The sequence below is a fragment of the Citrobacter sp. C1 genome, from assembly GCF_014596895.2.
GTDB lineage: Bacteria > Pseudomonadota > Gammaproteobacteria > Enterobacterales > Enterobacteriaceae > Citrobacter > Citrobacter gillenii.
Genome location: NZ_CP115035.1, coordinates 1,165,354 through 1,189,124 on the forward strand (window position 1 = coordinate 1,165,354; position 23,771 = coordinate 1,189,124).

At 47.5% G+C, this 23,771-nt stretch carries 29 protein-coding genes and 1 pseudogene; 23 read left to right on the forward strand and 7 right to left on the reverse strand.

The annotated features are described in order from the left end of the window. Window positions 1-3: 3 nt before the first annotated feature. From iolC to drt3b, 6 genes and pseudogenes are all read left to right on the forward strand, one after another. On the forward strand, window positions 4-1,908 hold the full coding sequence (gene iolC, locus IB214_RS05445) for a 5-dehydro-2-deoxygluconokinase (protein WP_117343226.1): 1,905 nt from the start codon (window positions 4-6) through the stop codon (window positions 1,906-1,908). A gap of 14 nt (window positions 1,909-1,922) precedes the next feature. Next, window positions 1,923-2,813: a myo-inosose-2 dehydratase gene (iolE, locus tag IB214_RS05450; RefSeq protein WP_096756056.1), complete on the forward strand. Its 891-nt coding sequence runs from the start codon at window positions 1,923-1,925 to the stop codon at window positions 2,811-2,813. A 9-nt stretch (window positions 2,814-2,822) separates the two neighbouring features. Further along, on the forward strand, window positions 2,823-3,641 hold the full coding sequence (gene iolB / locus IB214_RS05455; protein ID WP_117343227.1) for a 5-deoxy-glucuronate isomerase: 819 nt from the start codon (window positions 2,823-2,825) through the stop codon (window positions 3,639-3,641). 412 nt (window positions 3,642-4,053) lie between these two features. Continuing rightward, window positions 4,054-4,518, forward strand: a pseudogene (locus IB214_RS05460) (phage polarity suppression protein); the annotation flags it as partial. A gap of 259 nt (window positions 4,519-4,777) precedes the next feature. Further along, window positions 4,778-6,040: an antiviral reverse transcriptase Drt3a gene (gene drt3a / locus IB214_RS05465; RefSeq protein ID WP_117343228.1), complete on the forward strand. Its 1,263-nt coding sequence runs from the start codon at window positions 4,778-4,780 to the stop codon at window positions 6,038-6,040. Continuing rightward, window positions 6,033-7,985 carry an antiviral reverse transcriptase Drt3b gene (gene drt3b, locus IB214_RS05470; protein ID WP_117343229.1) on the forward strand — a complete coding sequence of 651 codons (1,953 nt, stop codon included), beginning with the start codon at window positions 6,033-6,035 and terminating at the stop codon, window positions 7,983-7,985. The genes drt3a and drt3b overlap by 8 nt, the downstream gene beginning before the upstream one ends. Before the next feature lie 147 nt (window positions 7,986-8,132). On the opposite strand, the gene IB214_RS05475 is transcribed toward drt3b, so the two are convergent. From IB214_RS05475 to IB214_RS05500, 6 genes are all read right to left on the reverse strand, one after another. Next, on the reverse strand, window positions 8,133-8,675 hold the full coding sequence (locus IB214_RS05475) for an integrase arm-type DNA-binding domain-containing protein (protein ID WP_117343230.1): 543 nt from the start codon (window positions 8,673-8,675) through the stop codon (window positions 8,133-8,135). Between the two features lie 259 nt (window positions 8,676-8,934). Next, on the reverse strand, window positions 8,935-9,714 hold the full coding sequence (locus tag IB214_RS05480; RefSeq protein WP_135953093.1) for a hypothetical protein: 780 nt from the start codon (window positions 9,712-9,714) through the stop codon (window positions 8,935-8,937). Window positions 9,715-9,756: 42 nt separating this feature from the next. Further along, complete coding sequence (locus IB214_RS05485) at window positions 9,757-10,929, reverse strand: site-specific integrase (RefSeq protein ID WP_117343965.1); 1,173 nt, start codon at window positions 10,927-10,929, stop codon at window positions 9,757-9,759. Then, the gene (locus IB214_RS05490) at window positions 10,890-11,096 is read right to left on the reverse strand and encodes a hypothetical protein (RefSeq protein ID WP_024135505.1); all 207 of its coding nucleotides are present in this window, start codon (window positions 11,094-11,096) and stop codon (window positions 10,890-10,892) included. Before IB214_RS05490 ends, IB214_RS05485 begins: the two co-directional genes overlap by 40 nt. Before the next feature lie 546 nt (window positions 11,097-11,642). Then, window positions 11,643-12,470 carry a DUF2303 family protein gene (locus IB214_RS05495; protein ID WP_117343966.1) on the reverse strand — a complete coding sequence of 276 codons (828 nt, stop codon included), beginning with the start codon at window positions 12,468-12,470 and terminating at the stop codon, window positions 11,643-11,645. 57 nt (window positions 12,471-12,527) lie between these two features. Then, a complete protein-coding gene (locus IB214_RS05500) occupies window positions 12,528-12,899 on the reverse strand; it encodes a hypothetical protein (protein WP_044691226.1) in 372 nt (123 codons plus the stop codon). A 375-nt stretch (window positions 12,900-13,274) separates the two neighbouring features. Here IB214_RS05500 and IB214_RS05505 point away from each other — a divergent pair, with 375 nt between their 5' ends. Continuing rightward, on the forward strand, window positions 13,275-13,538 hold the full coding sequence (locus tag IB214_RS05505; RefSeq protein WP_117343967.1) for a hypothetical protein: 264 nt from the start codon (window positions 13,275-13,277) through the stop codon (window positions 13,536-13,538). Between the two features lie 241 nt (window positions 13,539-13,779). On the opposite strand, the gene IB214_RS05510 is transcribed toward IB214_RS05505, so the two are convergent. After that, a complete protein-coding gene (locus IB214_RS05510) occupies window positions 13,780-14,406 on the reverse strand; it encodes a LexA family transcriptional regulator (RefSeq protein ID WP_048217445.1) in 627 nt (208 codons plus the stop codon). Window positions 14,407-14,508: 102 nt separating this feature from the next. Here IB214_RS05510 and IB214_RS05515 point away from each other — a divergent pair, with 102 nt between their 5' ends. The 16 genes from IB214_RS05515 (at window position 14,509) to IB214_RS05590 (ending at window position 23,698) form a co-directional block, all read left to right on the forward strand. Continuing rightward, window positions 14,509-14,754 carry a Cro/CI family transcriptional regulator gene (locus tag IB214_RS05515; protein ID WP_000205493.1) on the forward strand — a complete coding sequence of 82 codons (246 nt, stop codon included), beginning with the start codon at window positions 14,509-14,511 and terminating at the stop codon, window positions 14,752-14,754. Continuing rightward, window positions 14,747-15,298 (forward strand): YmfL family putative regulatory protein, encoded by a 552-nt coding sequence (locus IB214_RS05520; protein WP_117343968.1) that lies wholly within the window; start codon window positions 14,747-14,749, stop codon window positions 15,296-15,298. The genes IB214_RS05515 and IB214_RS05520 overlap by 8 nt, the downstream gene beginning before the upstream one ends. A 172-nt stretch (window positions 15,299-15,470) precedes the next feature. Then, window positions 15,471-15,650, forward strand: coding sequence for a DUF4222 domain-containing protein (locus IB214_RS05525; RefSeq protein WP_003034732.1), 180 nt, complete (start codon window positions 15,471-15,473; stop codon window positions 15,648-15,650). Continuing rightward, window positions 15,640-16,506 (forward strand): conserved phage C-terminal domain-containing protein, encoded by an 867-nt coding sequence (locus tag IB214_RS05530; RefSeq protein ID WP_096035031.1) that lies wholly within the window; start codon window positions 15,640-15,642, stop codon window positions 16,504-16,506. The genes IB214_RS05525 and IB214_RS05530 overlap by 11 nt, the downstream gene beginning before the upstream one ends. Beyond that, complete coding sequence (locus IB214_RS05535) at window positions 16,503-17,822, forward strand: phage N-6-adenine-methyltransferase (RefSeq protein WP_117343969.1); 1,320 nt, start codon at window positions 16,503-16,505, stop codon at window positions 17,820-17,822. The genes IB214_RS05530 and IB214_RS05535 overlap by 4 nt, the downstream gene beginning before the upstream one ends. Beyond that, the gene (locus tag IB214_RS05540) at window positions 17,819-18,205 is read left to right on the forward strand and encodes a RusA family crossover junction endodeoxyribonuclease (protein WP_003034741.1); all 387 of its coding nucleotides are present in this window, start codon (window positions 17,819-17,821) and stop codon (window positions 18,203-18,205) included. The genes IB214_RS05535 and IB214_RS05540 overlap by 4 nt, the downstream gene beginning before the upstream one ends. 13 nt (window positions 18,206-18,218) lie before the next feature. Further along, the gene (locus IB214_RS05545) at window positions 18,219-18,902 is read left to right on the forward strand and encodes a DNA-binding protein (RefSeq protein ID WP_065944768.1); all 684 of its coding nucleotides are present in this window, start codon (window positions 18,219-18,221) and stop codon (window positions 18,900-18,902) included. Next, window positions 18,899-19,894, forward strand: coding sequence for a DUF968 domain-containing protein (locus tag IB214_RS05550; RefSeq protein ID WP_117343970.1), 996 nt, complete (start codon window positions 18,899-18,901; stop codon window positions 19,892-19,894). Before IB214_RS05545 ends, IB214_RS05550 begins: the two co-directional genes overlap by 4 nt. 21 nt (window positions 19,895-19,915) lie before the next feature. Then, on the forward strand, window positions 19,916-20,605 hold the full coding sequence (locus IB214_RS05555; protein ID WP_117343971.1) for a bacteriophage antitermination protein Q: 690 nt from the start codon (window positions 19,916-19,918) through the stop codon (window positions 20,603-20,605). Between the two features lie 193 nt (window positions 20,606-20,798). Then, window positions 20,799-21,584, forward strand: a complete 786-nt coding sequence (locus tag IB214_RS05560; RefSeq protein WP_117343972.1) for a hypothetical protein — start codon at window positions 20,799-20,801, stop codon at window positions 21,582-21,584. Between the two features lie 159 nt (window positions 21,585-21,743). Beyond that, window positions 21,744-22,082, forward strand: coding sequence for a phage holin, lambda family (locus IB214_RS05565; RefSeq protein WP_117343973.1), 339 nt, complete (start codon window positions 21,744-21,746; stop codon window positions 22,080-22,082). Continuing rightward, window positions 22,072-22,554, forward strand: a complete 483-nt coding sequence (locus IB214_RS05570; RefSeq protein ID WP_117343974.1) for a TIGR02594 family protein — start codon at window positions 22,072-22,074, stop codon at window positions 22,552-22,554. The genes IB214_RS05565 and IB214_RS05570 overlap by 11 nt, the downstream gene beginning before the upstream one ends. Further along, window positions 22,551-22,952, forward strand: a complete 402-nt coding sequence (locus IB214_RS05575; RefSeq protein ID WP_161959049.1) for a DUF2570 domain-containing protein — start codon at window positions 22,551-22,553, stop codon at window positions 22,950-22,952. Before IB214_RS05570 ends, IB214_RS05575 begins: the two co-directional genes overlap by 4 nt. Next, window positions 22,837-23,094: a peptidase gene (locus tag IB214_RS05580; protein ID WP_244207871.1), complete on the forward strand. Its 258-nt coding sequence runs from the start codon at window positions 22,837-22,839 to the stop codon at window positions 23,092-23,094. The genes IB214_RS05575 and IB214_RS05580 overlap by 116 nt, the downstream gene beginning before the upstream one ends. A 29-nt stretch (window positions 23,095-23,123) precedes the next feature. Then, window positions 23,124-23,345 carry a hypothetical protein gene (locus IB214_RS05585; RefSeq protein WP_117343976.1) on the forward strand — a complete coding sequence of 74 codons (222 nt, stop codon included), beginning with the start codon at window positions 23,124-23,126 and terminating at the stop codon, window positions 23,343-23,345. A 116-nt stretch (window positions 23,346-23,461) separates the two neighbouring features. Further along, a complete protein-coding gene (locus tag IB214_RS05590) occupies window positions 23,462-23,698 on the forward strand; it encodes a hypothetical protein (protein WP_053389892.1) in 237 nt (78 codons plus the stop codon). Window positions 23,699-23,771 lie beyond the last annotated feature (73 nt).

Consider the following 23,771-nt stretch of genomic DNA (forward strand, 5'->3'; position numbering starts at 1 on the left):
AACGTGGAAAAGCAGTTTGATGTGATATGCATGGGCCGCGTAGCGGTTGACCTCTACAGTCAGCAGATTGGTGCGCGTCTGGAGGATGTTTCCAGTTTTGCTAAATACCTTGGTGGCTCGTCAGGTAATGTGGCTTACGGTACGGCGCGCCAGGGGCTGCGCTCGTCAATGCTGGCACGCGTGGGTGACGAGCATATGGGCCGTTTTCTGCGCGAAGAATTACACCAGGTAGGATGCGATACCAGCCACCTGATAACGGATAAAGAACGCCTGACGGCGCTGGTGCTACTTGGCATTAAAGACCGGGACACCTTTCCTCTCATTTTTTACCGTGACAACTGCGCAGATATGGCCATTGTCGCCAGCGATGTAGATGAACAGTACATCGCGTCTGCCCGCTGTCTGGCCATCACCGGGACCCATCTTTCTCACCCGCAAACCCGCGACGCGGTGCTGACCGCGCTCGAATATGCCCGCCGTCACGGCGTGCGTACGGCATTGGATATCGACTATCGCCCGGTGCTATGGGGGCTGACCTCATTAGGCGACGGCGAAACCCGTTTTATTGCCGCCGAGCAGGTAACGCGTCAGTTGCAGGACGTACTGCATCTTTTTGACGTGATTGTCGGCACTGAGGAGGAGTTTCATATTGCCGGTGGCAGCACCGAAACGCTGCAGGCGCTGGCACAGGTACGGGCAGTGAGTAAGGCGACGCTGGTCTGCAAACGTGGGGCGCTCGGCTGTTCGGTATATACCGACGCCATTCCACCGCGGCTGGATGACGGCCTGACGGTGACCGGCGTGCGCGTGGAGGTGCTCAATGTGCTGGGCGCGGGTGATGCGTTTATGTCCGGCCTGCTGCGTGGCTACCTTAACGATGAAGGCTGGGAGCAGGCCTGTCGCTATGCTAACGCCTGCGGCGCACTGGTGGTATCGCGCCACGGTTGCGCCCCGGCCATGCCGAGCAAACTGGAGCTGGATGATTATTTATCTCGGGCTGACACGGTGCCACGCCCGGATATCGACCCGCGTCTTAACCATCTGCACCGCGTCACCACGCGTCGTCGGGAATGGCCAGAACTGTGCGTGATGGCCTTCGATCACCGCAGCCAGCTTGAAGAGATGGCCTTGCAGTGTGGCGCTTCGCTAAAACGCATCCCGGCACTAAAACAGCTGATCTTACAGGCCAGCCGGGAAGCGGCGAGTTGCGCCGGGCTGGATGGCAAAGCCGGGCTGTTGTGCGACGGCACGTTTGGTCAGGATGCGCTGAATGCCATCACCGGTGAAGGGTGGTGGATAGGCCGCCCCATCGAACTGCCGGGCTCGCGTCCGCTGGAGATGGAGCACGGCAATATCGGCACGCAGCTGATCAGTTGGCCGCAGGAACACGTGGTGAAATGCCTGGTCTTTTTCCATCCGGAAGATGCTCACGCCCTGCGTCTGGAGCAGGAGCAAAAAGTCGCGGAGGTGTACCACGCTTGCTGCCAGTCCGGGCATGAACTGCTGCTGGAAGTGATCCTGCCCGCCAGCATGCCACGCAGCGATGAGCTCTATCTGCGCGCCATTTCCCGCTTTTATAACCTGGGGATTTACCCCGACTGGTGGAAGCTACCGCCGCTCTCTTCTGTGGGCTGGACGGCGCTGAGCGAGATCATTGCACGTCGCGATCCGCACTGCCGTGGGGTAGTCATTTTAGGGCTTGATGCGCCGGCCGATCAGCTCCGTGCTGATTTCAAAGCCGCTGCGGGTCAGGCGCTGGTGAAAGGGTTTGCCGTGGGACGGACATTATTTGGCGATGCCTCCCGCGCCTGGCTGAAACACGATATCGACGATGCGCAGCTGGTGGCGCGTATTCGGGACAACTACCTGCAGCTTATCGCCTGGTGGCGCGAGCGCGGACACGCATAATTCAGGAGAAGAGAATGACGGTACAATTAGGCATTAATCCACTGACATGGACCAACGACGATCTTCCTTCACTTGGCGCTGAGACTTCGCTTGATACCTGTCTGAGCGAAGGCAAAGAGGCCGGGTTTGCCGGGTTCGAGCTGGGTAATAAATTCCCGCGTGAAGCGCGCTTGCTGGGGCCGATCCTGCAACGCCACGACCTGCAGCTGGTTTCTGGCTGGTATTCCGGTCGCCTGCTGGAGCGCAGTGTGGAGGAGGAAATTGCCGCCGTGCAGTCACACCTGACGCTGCTACGTGAGCTGGGTGCGAAGGTGCTGGTGTTCGCTGAAGTGAGCGGCTGTATTCATGGCGAGCAGCAGACGCCGGTTCATCTGCGTCCGCGATTCCCGCAGGAGCGCTGGCAGGAATACGGCGAGAAGCTGACCGAGTTTGCCCGCTATACCCAGCAGCAGGGCGTACAGATTGCCTATCATCACCATATGGGGACAGTGATTGAGTCCGCTGAGGATGTGGATAATCTGATGACGCATACTGGCAATGAGGTGGGATTGCTGCTGGATACCGGCCATCTGACATTTGCCGGTGCAGACCCGCTGGCGGTGGCGCAGCGCTGGGCATCACGTATTAATCATGTTCACTGCAAAGATGTGCGGGCCGACGTGCTGGCCGACGTGAAAAACCGTAAAACCAGCTTCCTCGACGCGGTATTGAGCGGCGTCTTCACCGTGCCAGGCGACGGTTGCGTGGACTACCCGCCGATAATGGCGCTGCTAAAGGCAAATCAGTATCAGGGTTGGCTGGTGGTGGAGGCAGAGCAGGATCCGGCTATTGCGCATCCGCTGACCTATGCACGTCTGGGCTATAACAATCTTAGCCGTCTGGCGCGGGATGCCGGGCTTATCTGAGGAGGCGACATGTCACGTTTATTATCACCCTGGCAGCCGCCGAACGTGCAAGGGCGTACCCAGTCGGTGACGCCGGAAGGGGCGGGCTGGGGATATGTGGGCTTTGAGGCGTATGAACTGGCGGAGGGGCAGCAGTTGACGCTGCCCGCCGTCAGCGAAGAACGTTGTCTGGTGCTGGTGGCCGGACGCGCGACCATCAGTACGCCAGGGGCAACGTTTACCGACATCGGCGAGCGTATGAGTCCCTTTGAGCGCATCAAGCCGTGGGCGGTTTACGTGACCTCTCAGGAGGCTGTACAGGTCACCGCGCTGACGACGCTTGAGCTGGCGGTGTGCGCTGCACCGGGGAAGGGTACGTACCCGACACGACTGATCGCCCCGCAGGATATCGACGGTGAAGCGCGCGGCAAGGGAAATAACCAGCGCTATGTGCATAACATTCTGCCGCAAGACAAACCTGCCGACAGCCTGCTGGTGGTCGAGGTCTGGACCAATGAGGGATGCACCAGTTCGTACCCGAGCCATAAGCACGATACCGACAATCCCCCACAGGAAACCTATCTTGAGGAGACGTACTACCATCGCCTCAACCCGGATCAGGGGTTCTGCATGCAGCGGGTGTATACCGACGACCGGACGCTCGATGAGTGTATGGCAGTCTACAACCGCGATGTGGTGATGGTGCCGAAGGGCTATCATCCGGTGGCCACCCTGGCAGGCTATGACAGTTACTACCTGAACGTGATGGCCGGTCCGGTGCGTCAATGGATGTTCACCTGGGAAGATGACCACGCATGGATTAACCGCGATTATCCTGCGGATAAATAGGGGAATGAGTTTGATGATTATGGTTATCAGCGAACGTTAGTTGCTTTTATTCTCTGGAAAATCTGTTTATTGGGTCATTGTCCTGGATCCCAGGGTAATGACATGACCGGTGCAAAAAGCCCTCAGCATACGCGGAGGGCTTTTTAGTTGCGAATACATCAAAAGCGTTCTACAACCGGGCCCGGCGTCACAGCCATCTCGGCGACGTCAGTCCGGAGGCCTTCGAACAGGCTTTGTCATGAGGACATAATTTGTCTACGGGTGGGGGGATTCCACATTGAGTCTATTGACGAGGTGATACGGCCACCGGCAGAAGAAAAGCTCGAACCGCCACAGACAGCACCAGAAACACCACCCCGAATTCTGGACCGCGCCCGCTCATCGCTGCGCCACTGATTCAGGAGAAAAGATAATGGCACGAGCATTACTGGAACAGGCCTTTGAAACCTGTCAGAAGAATAAATCGGACTGGATAAGCAGCAAGTCTGCACTGGCGCGGGCTGAAATGGCGCTGAAAGAGCTGGGGCTGATCTGCACCCGTTATGAACCGGAGGCCGCACAAGCGCTGCGAGATGATATTGACCTGAAAAAATGGGCGGTAAATCAGTCGGCTGGGCAGTACATCCGGTCACATGAGGCCGTACAGCGTATCAGTATCCGGCGTCAGCTCCACGCCTTTATGCAGGTAAGCGGCGACGCGCTGGCCGTTCATGTAGCCCGCGGAGGAAATATTGATTACGCAGAGGATGGTCGCGACATTCTGACAACCATCGGTTTCCGGCCAGACAGAGCATCGAGAGACGACAACCGGGCAAAATATACGCCTGAACAGAGTCAGATTTTCATGCGTCGACAGGCCACGCAGACCCGCAAAAAACGCCCCGAAAATACCAGTCTTTTTAATAAAAATAGCCATGCATGCCTACGCTGCATGGCTTTGCATGCAAAACCCTGAATTTTCCACACCCTGTCGCACCAGCACTGGCGCGGCCTGAGCCCCTTCATGCACCTGCATTAAAAGCGCCCCACGAAGCGGGCAGGCGTGGCGGGGAGAGTATTGCGTGCCAAAGGGCTTGAAAGGAATTGTTCTCGGAGGCAATATTAAGATTAAATAAAACTAAAATCAGGACGATTGTATGTATGATCAGTCTTTCAATCCGCGGACACTATCACGATGCTTTAAGCCTGAGGATTTCCAGAAAAATAGAGCATTAAGTCTAGACAGCGTTAGAGAAAAAACCATTCGAGCTGCAATCGAGAGATTTAATAATGGGTTCTTGGGGTATAATTTACGATCATCAGTTTTAAGAGGGAAAAAAGTATATTGGGCCGACGAGTTAGCTGATACTTTGGTCTTGAGGAAAGTTGAAAGTAATTTATCTAATTTGTATCAATTGAAATTGCCCTCTCGAACAATGATTGTTGATACATTAAATGTATTTTTATCGGAATGCTCACAGTATAAAGTATATAGATTGGATATACATTCATTTTATGAGTCTTTTAATAAAGACTATATTTTTAAAAAAATTGATGAGTTAGAACGGTTGGAAATGAAAACGAAGCAACTCTTAAAGGAGTTTCTTTATTCATTCTATCTGACTGGTGGCGAAGGAATACCAAGGGGATTATCAATAAGTGCATACTTAGCAGAGTTACTAATGCATGATTTCGATAATCATCTGAAAGATGATAAGTCTGTATTTTATTATGCTAGGTATGTAGATGATATCGTTATTGTTACTAGTGGTTTTGAGGATAGTAATGCTTTTATAGAGAATGTAAAATCTATCCTTCCACCGGGACTGAGCTTTAATGAAGGGAAAAAGTATTACATTAGCGATTTGATTCCAAAGTCTGCTAAGAAAAAAAATACCGAATCACCCACGAAATTGTTAACCTTTGAGTATTTAGGATACGATTTCAGTGTTGGAGATAAAATAGAAGAGTGCAATATAAGAGGGTTTTATAGATTAATTGAAGTTGATCTTGCACATGCAAAGGCTAATAAAATAAAAAGCAGAATAATTTATTCTATTATTGATTATAATAAAACTAAAGATTTTGAGTTGCTATGTGAAAGGCTAAAGTTTCTGTCTACTAACTTTAGTATTTTAGACTCTGGTAGAGTATTAAAACGATTGTCTGGCATTCATTATAATTATCCTCTTATTGATGCCAGAACTTCAAAGCGTCTTGCTGAACTGGATTTGTTTTTAAGAAAAGCTGTATTATCGTCCAATGGTAAAGTTTTTTTTGATTTTCATACGAACTTAAATCAATACAAAAAATATCGCTTGCTTAAAATTAGTTTTGTTAGAGGCCATGAAAAGCGTCATTTCTTTCATTATTCCGCTTCAAAAATGATGAGAATTCAAAGGTGTTGGAAATATGTCTAAAAAGAAGGAAGTAAGAGTTAACAAAAAAGATTTTAATAGGGTTCTGGTAACTGAAACTATACCTTATGAAACACCTATAATAGTGTCCAATGATGGTTTTTATAACAATGTAGTAAAATACCAAACGGCCAATGACATAGCTAAGTTATTGACTCAAAGAGTTATTCTAGGTAAAAAAAAGAAAGGCAGGTATACGATTCCCTATGTCTTTAAAATTAATAAAAATGAGACAGAGTTTCGGCGATTAGCTTTCCCACACCCCATATCTCAGATTGAAATGCGAGATTTTTATCTCCACTTTAATCAAGTGATGATTAATTTCTGTTCTAAGAGTGATTTTTCTATTCGGAGACCAGTAAAGGTTGCAAGTACTTATTACTATAAAAATTTGCTGGAAGATAAGAACTTATATAAGAGAGGGCCTGTTGATACTGACAAAAACGAACTATTGACTCGGCATGCTTCATCATATTTTGGCTATCAAGGTTATGATCGCTTGTATAAATTTTTTATGTCTAATGATTTTATTGACCTTGAGCGTAAATATAATACGTTATATACATTAGACGTTTCAAAATGTTTTGATAGTATCTATACTCATTCAATTTCATGGGCTACAAAAACTAAAACTTTCACTAAAGGCATGTTGGCTAATAAATCATTAAATTTTGGTGATGCATTCGATAAATTAATGCAACGTTGCAATTTTAACGAAACTCATGGTGTGATAATTGGTCCGGAAATTAGTCGTGTATTCGCTGAGATTATATTTCAAAAAATAGATTTGAATGTTCAATTTAAGTTAAGGAATATTGATACGCCCTTGAGCAAAGGTGTCGACTATGATATTCGTCGTTATGTTGATGATGTTTTTATATTTTCCAAGAATGAAGTTAACGCCGAAATAATATATAAGGTTTATGCTGATAAATTAAATGAATATAATATGCATGTGAATTTGGGTAAGGTAACAAAAAACAGTCGGCCTTTTATCACAGCAAAAACGCAAATTATTCATCATGTCAATCAAAGGATGAATGCTTTTATTGATTCATTTCTTTCATATGACGATGAAATGAAATTAATTGCTAAGCCTATATACAATAATAGGAAATTAGCAAACAAGTTTATAGATGAGGTTAAAATTATATGTTCCGAAAGAAAATCAGGATATGGTGAGGTTTCCTCTTATATTGTGTCTGCTATTTTTGAAAGAATTAAAAGATTAACTTCTTCAGTTAATCAAGTAGAAGATAAAGATATATATAATGTAGTGTATGTTTTGCTTCATATTTCATTATTTTTTTTCAGAGTTGCACCTTCTGTTAGTTCATCATATAAGCTAGCATCAATACTTATAGTAACCCTAAGATATTTTAAGGCTAAAGTTCCATCTTATAGTGATCTTATTGCATCATATATTTATTTTGAAATTGAAGACTTTCTTAAATCTGCTAAAAATGGAAAAAAAACCATTGATAATTTAGTCAGTCTTGAAGCATATAATATTATGTATGTTATTGGAGAGTTAGATCAAGATAGATACCTATCAAAGCAGTTGGTTGAGGATGTTTTTAGTGAAGTTGATTCCTATTTTGACATAGTGTCCTGTCTGTATATTGTGAAAGATAAAAAGGTTTATGATTCACTTAAGAATAATATTATTGACGTTATAAATTCAAAGTTAATGTCAAGTGATAATATTTTAGATTATAGTGAAAAGGCAATGCTTTTTTTGGATGTTATGTCCTGCCCGTATATTGATTTAAAATGGAAAAAAATATGGTTGAAGTCAATTCTAAAAGAATTGCAAGAAGCTACTCCTAACAATAATGAAATAGATAGTTTTATAAGTTATTCTGTAGCAAATCCTTGGTTTGTGGACTGGAGTAATGTCGATCTTTTGAATTTCTTAGAAAAAAAACAATTGAAAAAAGCCTATTGAATTGCTAAGCTTTTGTCAAAGCAACCAATATGCCCTACACGATTTTTCGATATACTAGGGCTGATTACGGTAGGTAAGTTACACGTAACCTTAGCTACCCTATGACGCTCAAGAGCAGCAATGCACACACTAAGGGATGAGGTTGCTTCAATTTCTTTTATTGTCTACAAAATTCCCCCACCACTGCATCAGTTCTACTCTTTGTTGCAAATAGACAGAGCGATTGTATGCTCTTCTTACTTCATTCTTATCAGTATGAGCTAGTGCTGCTTCAATGACGTCTGGATTAAATCCTTTTTCATTGAGTGTCGTGCTAGCTATAGAGCGTAAGCCGTGAGCAACCAACTTCCCATTCCAGCCAGCTCTTTTTAGCGCAGCATTTGCCGTCTGGCTATTCATAGCTTGCTTTGGATTATTTCTATGTTGTGGATCCATCCCCTGCGCGAGCGTAACCAAATATTGGTCGCGGAACTGACGAGCTGCTGCGAGAGTAAGGGCAGGGTATGAGCCGAGGCTTAAATCGGTTCGGCTACCCCTGACGGGGCGTTGATAGCGGAAGCGCCAGAGTTTTTTACCGGAGGTTTTGACGAGTAAGAACAGGCCATCACCATCATGCAGGGTGAAGTCTTTTTCACGGGGTTTCGCTTTGAGAATTTTGTTGTTAGTGAGGGGGCGTGTAATGCGCGCCATGCCTGGATTTCGTCCATAATTGGTACACGTTTAATGGACTACAGTATAGCGTGTACCTAAACGTGTACCAATTTTGTCTGGATTTAGCCGGATGTTCTCGGACTATTGCAGACACAAAAAAGCCCGCAGGGCTTACGCCGTGCGGGCTCTTAGGACTTCATCGGATGACTCTGGTAATCACCGATGGAGAATTTTGGTGGAGCTGGCGGGAGTTGAACCCGTGTCCGAAAATATTTAACTAACTGTTATTGTTATATTTTTATTTATTCGTGATTGTTGCGGCGCTTTTGCGTATCTTCTCTAGTCCTTTTGTAGTCCATTTCTCGGGTACAGGTATAAACCGTAGTGCAAAATCTGCCTCCATATCATCTCCACGGGATAGAGTCATTCCACACTCCAATTTAGTATCCCAAGCGACTTTTTTTATTTTTCCCTCTATATCCTGATACTCAATAACTAACCTTGGACCAGTAAATGATGAAGAGCTAAATAATTCAAGTCTGTGTGATAGATATGCAATATTCAATAGGATGTGGATTGCAGCGGTAGGCACAGAAATATCTTTTGATTTTTTATCTATACTGTAAGGTAATGAAAAATTAATTTCACTAGGTTTTGAAAAGGTATTGTACATATGTGATGAACTTTCTTTTTTTATTTTAAACATTCCATATTGAAAGTTTGTGGTAAATGAAGGGTCTTTTCTTTTGAATTTTTTTAAAAATAAATCAGAATATGTATTTATGTTTTTTTTATAATTGAAATCCCAATAATACCTAATTGAAATGGCTGCACCTAAACCTATGTTTGAAAACTTTGCTGGTGGAAGGTGAGGGGCTTGTAATATTTTAACATCAAAACCTTTAAAATCTTTGACTTTCATTTTGATATGTAAGGTATCTACAACTATACTTGGTTTATATGAAAGCCTTCGTTGAAATATCGTTAACCATATTGCATATAATGCAGCAAGTGCTGAAATGAAAGTTCCAACTGAAGATATGTATGTAATTAATTTGTCGAAGGTTATTGAAGTCAATTTTAAATCCCCGATTTATTTAAATGCGGGGATTATTAAATATTAATTATGATTATGCAAATGATTTATTGATGTAGAGTTATCATAGTCTTTAAGATATGAACCATAGTGCCGGAATAACATTTCTGGACCCTTGTGTCCCATTTGGGTAGCCAACCAAAATAGATTAACTCCCTGACTGATGTGGCGGGTGGCAAAAGTGTGTCGCGTCTGATAAGGATTTCGATACCTGATGCCTGCTTTACGCAATGTCGGCACCCATGCTTTTTTTCTAATTGCGTCAGCACTGGCCCATGGTTTATTACTCTTTGGGTCTTCGAAGATCGTTTCATCTTTCATAAAAGTGAACGTTTTCTGGCTTACTAGCGCTGTCAAAGCATCATCTGTCAGTTCTACTTTTCGGGTACCTGCTTTTGTTTTGGTCCCTTTGATCACACCAACAACACTGGCACTCTGAACATGAGCGGTCTTTCCAACGAAGTCTATATCACGCCAGCGAAGAGCACATAGTTCAGAACTACGTAGGCCTGTTTGTATAGCGAACCGGAAAAGATTTTCCCATTGCTTGTTTCCTGCCGCAGCGAGTAAAGCATCAACTTCTGCTGGTGATAGCGGATCAACCACATAACTACTTTCTGCCTCTGATTTATCACTTTGGTATCGTGAGGCGGTTACCAGTGAGACAGGGTTAATCTGAAGCACACCATCCGTCACCGCTTCATCCAAAGCTGAGCGTAGGAAGGAAAGTTGGTTTCGAATAGTCTTCAATGTTGTTTTCTGGCTCTGGATCCATGTCTTCAATGCGGCCGGCGTCAACTCACTTGCGGGAAAAATATGAAGTGATGACAGCGCGCTTCGGCACTTCTTATATCCGCCAATTGTTGAAGGGGATAGTTTCCTCGTTTCGCATATCACCAGATACTCGTCCAGGTACATCTTCACCGTTTTGCCTGCGGCAGCGTTGCCGAAAATTTTTAACCGCGTAGAACGGGGAAAGTATTCCGCATAAACAAATGTTCCCCTTTCGATCTTGTTGTGGATTTCGCCGAGTGTGCGCTCGGCGTATTTGATGTTTTTAGGGTTTACGTCCAGATTAGAAAGGGGCTCACGGCATTTAACCCCTTTATAAGTGAAAGTAATATTGATGGTTTCGCCGTTGCGGTGTTTCCTGATGGTTACGCCGCGCGGGAGCTTAGACGATTCTGTCGTGCCCATTTTGCAACCTCACTAAGATCAATCCATCTTTCCTTAACGCCGTCGACCTTTAGCACCTGAACCCCTTCACGCCATACTCCACGTTGTACTCGTTTGTTGATGGCATCCGGGGTTTCGCCAGTCTCTTTGCAATAAGTAGAGATGGGAACACAATCGAGGCTCAGCATATATTTCTCCATTATCCCGGCTGCACCCGGGCAGTAATAACAATTATCAGCAATATGTACGGACAAACGCTAAACGTCTTGTTTGTGTTTTTTTGTCCCAAATAAAATGATTTAGTCATTTACAACGATCATTTTTTTGTTAGAATTCAGCCGCCTCTGGAGAGGCGGTGAAATTGTTTCGCATATCTTAGAAAAGAGCGTTCCTTTGCCATGCTAGGTTTAAGGTGCTGTAAAGAACTCTTTTATTAAGTATCCCTGGTGAGTAGTAGCCTTACTCATGCTTCACTTGCAATCTCTCCAGCAATGGAGGGTTATCAGTGCAGGGTTACGCGTTACGGCAGCTGATAAGACCTTGCCCCGTTATAAGGGGTTTAAACATGGCGCTAATGCTTGTATTTAAAGCAATCTATCACCTAGCAATGTTTGCTTGGTTGGTCTACCAATTTTACAACATTTGAAATCTCGTCTCGGTTGCGGGGGCTACCCGCACCCACCCATCTTTTCGAAAATTAGGCCCCGCGGTGCCGGGGCTTTAATGCTGAGGCGTTACGCTTTAAAGTTACCGATGAAAGTTTCCACTGATTCACCGTCGAACTTGCTGATCAGCAAGTCGCGGAATTCGTTGGCGATCTCTTCTTCCTGGGCTTCAAGTTGGACGATGCGCAGAACAAAGCAGGGTTCATCGCTGGTTAGCAGGCTGTTACGCAAGCTAAAGCGGCGTTCACCCAGACCTTCATACGGCACACATTTGAACTCGAACGCCACAGGCATTACGTCTTTGCTGCTTGCTTCAACACTTTGCATCAGCGATTTTTTACCAGCGAAATCACCAGTTTCATGGTCCTGCTGAGTTGCTTGCTGAATAGTGATACGACGCACAGCCTGAGCCGCTTGGGAAATCTGCATCGTATTGCCATCAGCATCAAACGCCAGAAGGTAATCGCTCCAGTCTTCCAGCCATTCGGCGATTTGCTTTTGCTTCAGACGTTGACCGTCGATTTGCAGTAGCGCGCGGAACGGGGCGGTTTTCTTCAGGGTGATTGAAGCAACGTTATCGGCGTGGCCGGGATTATCTAGGGTGCCGATGTTGAACACTGAACGGGCGGTCATGTTATCAGCGTCAATGAAGCAACGAGCTGGCTCATTTTCGCTGGCATAGCCTTTAGAATAACGTGCGAAGTCGTCAATACTGGTTGTGGTCATTGCGCCGCGAAAGCGGAAACGTTCCAGAGAAAAGCGCTCGAGGCTTTCAACGCCAGTCCCCTCTGGCAGTAATGCGGTCGGGCAAGCCAGGCCATGAATATCATTCAGGTGATAACCGGAAAGAACCAGGTCTTTGACCTGCTTGAAGGTACCGCTGTCTAACTGAGACATAAAAACTCCTTAAAGATAGATGTAGAAAAACTGAAATTATGGGCTATCAAGCGCGGCTTATTTCGCCGCGCGTAACTTTCCGTCCGGATCCCCGCCGAGGGTAAACAAGTTGCCTTGGTCTTCCTGCAGGATGGTGAGCTTCCCACCTTTGTTAACCCACATAGGGGTTTCGGTTGTGTCCTCTTCGGAGGCTTTACCACGCGGTGTCGGGGTGCTGTAGTTCAGCTTGTGCTTGATCTTCACGCGCTTCTCTTCAACGGAATTACCCATACGCTCAAAATCAAATGTGAGGACTACTTTGCCTTTGTTGCCGTTGTTCAGAACGCCAAGCGCGGTGGTATTAAGTGCTGCCGCGATTTTGTTCATGAACACGCCGGCATCCAGTTCGCCAAGAAAATCTGGCACTACGGTCATGCGGTCATTACTCATGGTTTAACCCTCGTTAAGGCGGCTGCCACCGCCGAACTTTCTCCATACTCATCGGAAAGAGCACTCCGATCTTCTACCAACGCCCCGTCATAGCTTTTCGGCGCATCCACATGGCGCTTGGGTTTCAGCCTCGTGTGGCGGGAATGCTCTTACCTATTGTGCCTGAAAAAGGCTGGCGGTTACCGGACAAACGGGAAAACACCGGGCCGCCGGAACAGGGAGTTACTTGTTATTGCTTTGGCCTGCTTTTAACCACATCAGGCGCAGTGGATCCTGCTATTCCCCAACTACAAGGATTCGGTTAATCTGGACATTCGAGGTAGATTGATCAGATGGTCAATCATCAGCCAATTCAATTACAAAGGCACATCGACCATGGTTTCACTAATTAGAAATAAAGGTAATACATCCACGGGTGTGCACATGCTTCAAAGAGCAGGCAAGCAATTCAAATTCCGCTGCGATATGGATACTTTGAAACGCCTGACATCTAGAAGCGTCAAACCTGAATTTGAGTATCTTTTTCGTAAGCGAACTGATGGCGTTTATCACTCAGAACTTTTTGATTCAATTGATGAGGGCAAAATTGTGCTTTGCCAGTTTGTTCAAAAAGTTACTGGAGAACCATGTACTGCTTGAATACCCGTTAGCTCGTCTACCTGTAATCAGAATGTCCAGATTGTTAAAGAACGAAGCGTCCATCAGGGCGCTTTTTTGTTACCTGCGAATCATCCGGTTATTCATATGCCACCGGCGGCTACTTCGTGGGCGTCCTGCCTGTTCGCTGCTGATGAATGAAATCTAACTTAACTTAGCTTTTAGATCAAGAAAAAACACCAACTATTCTTAGCTTGATGTTAAGAGGAAGGTTAGAGGTGGGTTAAAGCTCGTACTGAACGCCTTTGACAACTCCGATGATCAGGCAATTACCGTTTATTGAAATGTTTGGATAGCGTGGGTTTAAGGGAACTAAGAACTTTTGAGGCCCATCGATGACTAGTTTTTTTACAGTAGCCTCGTTTGTCCCATCAAGTCTGGCTACGACTATCTTTCCATTAAGTGGCTCTGCATCAGGGTCCACTATGACTGTTGCCCCTTCAGGGATTGTCGGAAGACCATTAGGGTTTGTCATCGAATCACCTTTGACCTCCAATGCAAAGGAGCTATCACCTATCCTGAGTGATGTTTCTACCCACTTATCTACTTCACTGAAAACTTCTGCTGCTTTACATTCTGTAAACTGTCCAGCCTGAACCCAAGATATCACCGGAATCCTTCGCATCTTGGTTATCAGATTTCCTTCGAATTCAGTGCCATAGAGTATGTAATCAATTGAAGTATTGAAATACTTTGCAAGTTTCGAAAGTGACTCACCGCCTGGCACATTAATGTCTTTTTCCCAATACCCAACCGCCACATCGCTAACACCACAGAACTTACCCAGTTCTTTCTGCGAAGTTTTGGTTACGCGCCTGAGAGCTTTGATGCGCTGACCGACAGTTTCCATTTGAACACCATAAAAAAATTAAAAGGCTAAGCAATCTTAGTTTTTATTGACCAAAGTTAGATTGGTTATTAATATCTAATCAAACTTAGCTAAGGAGACATTATGACAACCGATGACATTGAAAACTACTTCGGCAGTACTGAGAAAGTTGCCGAATTTTTTGGAATCACAAGCGAGGCCGTTTACCAGTGGCGTAATAGAACTGGTCGCCTAATCCCGAAAGGACGTGCAGCAGAAGCAGCCTATCGGACTGGGGGGAAATTGGTTTTCCATCCCGACCTTTACGAAAAGCGTAGCGAAGCTTCAGTAAAACTCAAACCACAGGAAAAAGGAATAAACCGTGGGTAACGAACCTAATTGGAAAGTCGAACGTCAGCCTTCCTGGCTGGTGGTAGCGATTAAAAAAACGATTACCGATCTGCCTGGTGGATATGCTGAGGCGGCGGAATGGTTGGGGGTGACAGAGAACGCATTGTTTAACCGCCTTCGTGTTGACGGCGACCAGATCTTCCCACTGGGCTGGGCAATGGTTTTACAACGTGCTGGTGGTTCAACTCATATCGCTGATGCCGTTGCGCGCCATTCTCAGGGCGTATTTGTACCGCTGGCAGATGTTAATGATCTGGATAACGCCGATATCAACCAGCGCCTGATGGAGTCCATCGAATGGATAGGCCGTCATTCTACTTTTGTACGCAAAGCCACGGCTGATGGGGTGATTGACGCAGATGAGCGCGCTCAGATTGAGGAAAACAGCTATCAGGTTATCGCGAAGTTCCAGGAGCACGTAGCGCTTCTTTATCGAGTTTTTTGTGTCGCTGAAAAGTGTGACGCCCGCGAGTGTGCAGCTCCGGGCGCCTTGGCGAACAACTCTTCGAGTATGGAGAAATAATCCGCATGAGCAATTTAATCGTAAATCCTCACTTACCGCAACTACGAATGATCCCGGTGCCGGGTCTTCCGCTGTTTCGGTATGAATGCAAAGTATCAAATCGCTGGGTGTCATGTAACCACAGCCAGGCTGCCGTAATTGTGGGGGTCTACTATCGGAGGGCAAAACGCCTGTGCGCGAACTTAACCGAAGGTTCAAAGATCACCGCGGAGTGCCAGTCCGTGTTATCCGCTGGGAGCCAGAAACACAGCGCGTTATCTACCTGCGAGATGGCTATCCACACGAATGCTTCAGTCCACTTGAGCATTTCAGGCAAAAGTTCAGGGAGATAACGGACGATCATGAGCACTAAATTAACCGGCTACGTATGGGATGGTTGCGCAGCGTCGGGCATGAAGTTGTCCAGTGTTGCGATCATGGCTCGCCTTGCTGACTTCAGCAGCGATGAAGGTGTGTGCTGGCCGTCAATTGAAACTATTGCTCGCCAGCTTGGCGCAGGCCCGAGCACTATCAGAACGGCAATCGCAAAGCTTGAAAAAGATGGCTGGCTCACACGTACACAGCGCCGTAATGGTAACCGTAATGCTTCGAACGTGTATCGGCTGAATGTGGCGAAACTTCAGACTGCCGCATTTTCTCAACTGTCAGATTCTGACACGTCAAAATCTGACGCATCAAAATTTGACGCCTCAAAAACTGACCCGTCGAAATCTGGCAAAAACGGTGGTTTTGACCCGTCAGAATCTGGCGGGGATCCGTCAGTAAAATCAAAACAAGATCCACAAGTAACTTCAAAACCCTCTTGTCCGGTTGCGGCGCAACCCGACCCTGAGGTTGTGATTACTGATCAGGCCAGACAGGTTTTGTCTTACCTGAATCAGACTACTGGCTCACGCTACCAGGTATGCAGCACGTCGCTGGAGAATATTCGCGCCCGTCTTCGGGAACAATTCACGGTTGATGACCTGTGCCTGGTAGTGGATTACAAAAACGCCGATTGGCGTGATAGCGAGCAGGCGCAATACCTCCGCCCGGCAACTCTGTTCATTCCAAAAAACTTCCCTGGTTACCTGCAAAGCGCGACCAAATGGTCCAGTGCTGGCCGGCCTGAACGCGTTAACGGCAAATGGGAGACTAACTCAGCCAGCCGCGCAAACTTCCAGAGTGTTGATTACTCACTGCCAGAAAATTCGGGGTTCCGTTCATGATGGCCAATAAATATTGCCAGGCGCTGGCGGCACTGCGTAGCAAACCAGCTCACGAATTGAAAGAAGTTGGCGATCAGTGGCGGACACCGGATCTGCTTTTTTGGGGGATCAACGCGCTATTTGGTCCATTAGTTCTGGATTTGTTTGCTGACGACGACAACGCGAAGTGCCCGGCATGGTACACCGCCGAAGATAACGCGCTGACGCAGGACTGGTCTGAACGTCTGGCAGAACTGGGCGGCGCTGGTTATGGCAACCCTCCGTATAGCCGTTCGCAGTACCACGAGAAGCAGGCGATCACCGGCATGACGCACATCATGAACTACGCAGCAGCCCAGCGCGAGAAGGGCGGCCGCTATGTATTCCTGATAAAAGCCGCGCCGAGTGAAACGTGGTGGCCAGAAGATGCCGATCACATTGTATTCATTCGTGGTCGTATTGGGTTCGATCTCCCTGTGTGGTTTGTACCTGCTGACGAAAAACAGAAACCCACCAGCGCGTTTTTTGCCGGTGCCATAGCTGTATTCGATAAGTCGTGGCGTGGTGAGCGGTTCAGCTATATCAACCGCACAGAACTGGAGGCAAAAGGGCGGGCGTTTATGACTTTGGCGCAATTTGCTGCCAGCAAGTCTCAACCTGCAACTGCCACACCATCTGTAGCTGACAAGCCAGAAGCAGAGTTGCCACTTACCCAGAAAGATATTTTTGATATCAGCGGTGTCGAGGCGTGGGCATGCGTTAGAGCTGCGTTCGGCGATAAAGAAGAATACACATTTAGTGAATCGAAGTTTGGGCATACCTGGGCGGCGGATTCTGTCGAAGCACCGGAATTCACTCAGGTATCACCATTAACGATCGACAAAGCGAAGCTGCTTATTCGTGAGAGTATTTTGTTCGGTGTGGATGAGTGGCTGTTGTCGATTGAATTCGATGACGCTGCTGCGCGACTGGATATGTCGGAACGTATTCGCACTGTTGCCCTTGAAGCATCTGGTGAATATGGCATGAACAGCACTGATTTCATTGCAGCCATGGGAAGCCTGGATGTTTCCAGATGGTCCAATATTCGCCAGATCCGCATGCACATCCGTGAGAAAGCTAAACCAGTAGCGGATCCGCTTCCTGAGTCCCGTATCTGGCCGCTGGAGGTTGGAATTGTATTCGATCAGGTAGACGGCGCTGACATGCTGGATGAATCACAGCAGAACAAGCTGAAAGCCAACATCAATCAACTCTGGCTGGAGCGGACTGCCACCAGCGAAATCATTACTGCTGCTTCTGAACTTGTTCGCAATATGCGGGGAGAGGCCGCGTGAAACTGGTCCTGCCTTTTCCTCCGAGCGTGAACACTTACTGGCGAGCCCCTAACAAGGGGCCGCTGGCCGGTCGTCACCTCATTAGCGCTGATGGCCGTAAATACCAAAGCGCTGCCTGCGTGGCGATCATTGAGCAATTACGACGTCTCCCGAAGCCATCGACTGAACTGGCAGCGGTAGAAATCACTCTGTACCCGCCGGATGCGCGCCGCCGGGATATCGATAATTACAACAAAGCCCTGTTTGACGCGCTGACGCATGCGGGTGTCTGGGAAGATGACAGCCAGATTAAGCGCATGCTGGTGGAATGGGGACCCGTTGTGCCGAAAGGTCGGGTAGAGATAACGATCAGCAGATATGAACCGGCGGGTGCAGCCGCCTGATATGGAGAAAAGTATGAGCCAGTTAGCAACAACAGCGTTAACCATGTCCAGCAGCGATATTGCTGAGCTGGTGGAATCACGACATGACCATGTTAAACGGTCCATTGAACGCCTGGCAGAGCGCGGTGTTATTGAACTCCCCCCAATGGGGGAAGTTAAAAATCACCTCAATCAATCGGTATCGGTTTATCTGATAGGGAAGCGGGATAGTTATATCGTTGTCGCGCAGCTGTCGCCGGAGTTTACCGCGCGTCTGGTTGATCGCTGGCAGGAGCTTGAGCAGGCACAGCAGCAGACGATTCCTCAATCATTCTCTGAAGCCCTGCGTCTTGCGGCTGACCTTGCAGAACAAAAACAGCAGTTGACTAACGAACTGGCTGCCGCGGCGCCGAAGGTTGAGTTTGTTGATCGGTACTGTACAGCCAGTGGGTCAATGTCATTCCGCCAGGTGGCAAAACTGCTTAAGGCCAAAGAGCCCGATCTGCGGTTATTCCTCCTTGAGAACGACATCATGTATCGCCTTGGCGGAACGATGACCCCACGGCATCAGCATATTGATGCGGGCCGTTTTGAAGTGAAAACCGGCACATCCGTAACCTCAAATCATGCATTCAGCCAGGCACGTTTCACGGCTAAAGGCGTGCGCTGGATTGGTGGACTGTGGGCAGAACACATTGCCAGGGGGCAGGTAGCGTGAGAGCTCTGCTTACCCCCGAAATCGCCCATCGCATGGGGATTGTGTTGTTTCGTCCCGGTGCGGAACTGATGCACCTCTTCATGCGTGGTCGCGTTCTGCTCGAGCCTGAACCAGAAGAAATGGCGTCATTCAGTACCGGGGCTGTTCCCACCGCCATTCAGCCGCTGGCTGATGATCCGGTAATGCGGCAGGTTTTCGGGAATGAACGGGTTATACAGCGTGCCGGTGGGCTTCCTTCCCTTGAGCAGTGGTTGAGTTCTCGGTTTGAATGCCAGTGGCCACATTCATCATGGCACGACAAGAACTTCACAATAATGCGGCACGAGCCAGGAAGCATTCGCCTGTGCTGGCATTGCGATCACATCCTGTCCGGGCAACATACCGAGCAGCTTGCAGATATAGCGGCAGGAAACCTGGTATCCTGGATTCTGGAAGTCATTCGTCACGATTCAGGTTTTCCCGAGTCGCATATCCTGACGCTACCGGAACTGTGCTGGTGGATGGTCAGGAACGACCTGGCTGATGTTATACCGGAAAGCGTCGCGCATAAGGGGCTACGGCTTCCGGATGAGAAGGTCCGCTCAGTCATGAGGGAAAGCGACATTGTGCCTTCCGCTTCAGCAACCAGCCTCGTGCAGGAGAAGGCGAAAAAGATTCTCACGCTTTCTGTTGATCCGGAGTCGCCAGAGTCTTTCATGCTCAGGCCAAAACGTCGCCGCTGGGTAAATGAGACGTACACCCGCTGGGTTAAAACACAACCCTGTGAGTGTTGCCGACGGCCAGCAGATGATCCGCACCATATCGTAGGGCACGGTATGGGTGGTACAGCAACAAAAGCCCATGACCTCTTCGTGATCCCTCTGTGCAGAGAGTGCCACGACGAGTTACACGCCGATGTACCGGCATTCGAGCAGAAGCATGGTACGCAGCTTGAGCTGCTACTGCGTTTTATGGATCGGGCGCTGGCGATCGGCGTAATTGCGAAAGCTTAAGTGTATGGAGCGAAAAGAAGCATGAATCAACAAGACCTGAATTTTGTAAGAATAGAATTGCGCCGCGCGCTACCTGACCTTTCTGGGGGAGCAAAAGGGCAGCTTGAGGCTTTCAGTGAACACCCACCAGCAGATAAAAAAGCCACCCCGCGCCGTGGCATTCATCTCGTCGAACTCGAGGGAGAGAAGGGGGCCCGCTTTGTTAACTCACTGTCCGCACCACTGTATGTGCTGGAAACGCGAAGCCGCCGCAGGCCAATGCCGCCGATAAAAGATGCGGAATTTGAGTCCGCTTCCTGGCGCCGGTCAGTTTCCGCGCTTAGTGGATACCAGCAGGCCTGGTTGCGGTACTGCTACGGTTTTGACCTGAGTTATAAACACCAGGTGATGATGTGTGAATACGTCTGGAATGCTTATCAGAAATGCCTGGGTGAAACCTCGTTTCAGGATCGCGTAGTCAAGAAGCTGGTCGGCCTGGTATGGCTTGCAGGGCAGGAAATTGCCGCAACCCGAAACAATGAAACCTATAAAGACTACGCTGGTGCGGCGCTGGCCCGTATGGTTAGCGTTGACCGTTCGACGTGGTTGCGCGTCTATTCAGGGCATTGGGCTGGGTTAAAGGCCGTTTTTACCCAGCTTGATGAGTCTGCGCTGGCCATGTCTCTTGAAAACTACGAGGATGAAGAAGCCCTCAAAGTGGCAGAAATGTGAACTAAATTTCACTATCTCCTTCAAACGCGCTTGCAAAATGCAACAAAATAAGCCATATTTGAAGCATATTTGATATGTTGCCAAAGTTTTATAAACCCGCCGATGAGCGGGTTTTTTGTCATGCGACATAGTCCATAACATTTTTTATAAAATTAAATATAATTGCTTTACCCTTATCCTGTGAGTTGAGCAAATGTATATATTTGAGTTGACTAAACCTGGCAACTGGCTTGAAAGTGAAGATAAAGATTGGTCTTGGAGAATAGAACGGCTTTTGAGCCATCTTGAGTCTGCATTTTATGAGGCTAATGTTGCATTAAATTTATTTATGCAGCAGCAAAATAATCAAGTAGAACAACAAGGGTTTTCGCAATTGCAATGGGAAAATGAAATGCAAGAACGAAGAACCATCGAAACACTAGTTCGTGAGGAGTTAGGTTTATCCACTTTTGAGTATTCTGAAAACTTACAATTTGAGGTGGATGTGCGGTTTAAACGAGTAAAGTGGAGTTCTGGTGAAATCCCACGTAGCCACAAGCATTGTGTGATTTTTATCTATGCAAAATCTTTTCTTTATGCTCTTGATGCTATTGATAAGTTTATAAAGGTTATTTCGAATGAACCTTATGCTCCTGAGTCGATAAAAATTCTACACGCTCAGATAGGTAAAGATTTCCCTGATCTCAGAGGGGTTAGGAATTCAACTCAACATCTCGAAGATAGGGCTCGAGGACTTGGCGCTGGGGGAGAGAAAAAACCTTTAAATCTCCAGCCCATAAGTAATACCTTCATAAATGCACCGCAAGGGGCATTAGCATTGAATAATCTGAATGGCACCAAATTCGGAACAACTATGTCTGATGGTCACTATGGTGAAGTGGACATTTCACCTGAATCGTTATCAAAAATGCAAAGTATTATTCAGGGTGTTTTTGACTCGTTTAAGTGGATTGGCAATCAGCAACACTTACCAAGCTAACTAAACTAAATTATTCATATTAAGGCTGCCATATGGTGGCCTTTTCATTTTCAGGATCATGGGAATCATCCTCGATACGCACTATTGATAAATCAGCCCGTGAAGCCTGATCCTCCTTTCATCACACAGCGCCATCCGAACTATCGGAGGTGAGAGACCATGAAAATGCACAACGACCCTCACTCCTGGACGGAGTTAATTGAGTTACTTAATAGCTGGTGGCGCGGTGATACCCCAATGGGCGCAGTTCTTTTATCGGTAACGATGGCTGTACTGCGGATTGCGTATGGTGGTGGCGGCTGGAAAAAGATGGTGCTGGAAGGGTTGATGTGTGGCGCCATGACGCTGACAGCTGTTTCCGCACTTGAGTATTTCAGTCTTCCGCAGTCACTTTCCATTGCTATCGGTGGCGCGCTGGGTTTCGTTGGCGTTGAGCAGGTACGAATTGTTGCAACGCGAGTATTTAACGTCAGGTTTGGAGGAAGCGATGCCAAATGATCCACGCTGGCTTACTGAGGCAAGAAAATATATTGGGCAACTGGAAATAAAAGGGCCGCGTCATAACCCGTTAATTCTCCAGTTCTGGAAGGACATTAAACGAGGCGGAATTAAAGATGATGAAACGCCGTGGTGTGCAGCCTATGTCGGCGCAATGCTTGAACGTGTTGGTATTAAATCCACCCGTTTTGAATCAGCAAAATCTTACCTCAACTGGGGCGTTGAACTTCGCGAACCTGCCTATGGCTGTGTTGTGGTATTCAGTCGTGACGGCGGCGGCCATGTCGGATTTGTGGTCGGACAGCAGCAAAATGGTGACCTGATGGTATTGGGTGGTAATCAGTCAGATGCCATCAATATCAGAGTCTTCTCGCGCTCTCGGGTCAGTGGCTATCGCTGGCCGGTCAATGAGCCGAAGGATACGCGCCTGCTCCCGATCATGACGGGATCGCGTTCTGTGAGCGAAGCATGACGGCCTTTACTACCGCCTTTGAGCTGATGAAAGCGCACTGGCGTTGGTGGCTGACTATTGGTGCGCTGGTTATCTTCTCCTGGCTCTGGAATGAAAACACCCGCATCAACAGCAGCCTGAGCATGTTACAGGCTGAAAACAACAGTAACCGCGCTGTAATGGATAACGTACTGAAAACCGTTGCCATCACCAATATGATTCTGGGAGCCAACCAGCATGCAAAAAACCAGATCGCACTGGAGTCACAGAGAACCCAGGCATATATCAACGTGGCTGTTGCGGGTGATGATTGCTCTCGCCGGCCTGTTCCTGCTGCAGCTGCTGACCGGCTGCGGCAATACGCGGACAGTTTACGTGAAGGTTCCGGCGGTACCGCTACCAGCAAACCTGACTTCTGAGACGGCTCAGCCAGCCATTCCCGACCCGCTGACCTATGGGGAAAGTTTGGATCTGAATGTCAGTCTGTTGTCAGCGCTGGGCCAGTGCAACATCGACAAGGCTGGCATCCGGAAGATTGAAGAACACCGAGCCTCGCAATAGCGGGGCTTTTTAACAACTGAGGAAACCACATGTCCGTTCGCGCTAAATTCCGCTGCCACTTTATTCAGAAAGCAGATGACGATTCACACCGCACAATCCACATGAGCCCTGTTACCGCAGATACCCCCGAAAACAAGGCGTGGTCAAAGTACACACCTGGTGGCCTGTTGCAGATGCACATCTCGAACCCGGCAGCATTCGAGCAGTTCGAGCAGGGCAAAGAGTACTTCATTGATATTCAGCCAGCATAGTAGCCATTACAAAGCCCATTTGCGGGTGGGCTTGATAATGGCTGTTGGTTGAATTTTAGTGTTGTCATGTTACAAAAATCCATTGATGATGAAGTCTCATTTTATGGAGGGTAACAATGGCATTTCGATATTTTGAGCTTATAGAAAACACTCCGATTGAAGATGCAAGAGAGCTCCACGCGCAGTTCTTGCATCACCTCAAGTATGTTGTAAAAGCATCATTCATGCCGGGCACAAATGAAAAGCACATCATTGTTGCTGATAGGGACAACGAATCGATAACTCAGATTTTTGGTGGACCTGATGAAAAATTCATTCACCTTTATCATATTGATGAATTTGTAAAAATTTGAAGATTTTCCCCATCCGCATCAAGGCGGATTTTTATTTCCATCACAAAGGCCACTTTCGAGTGGCTTTTTTAAT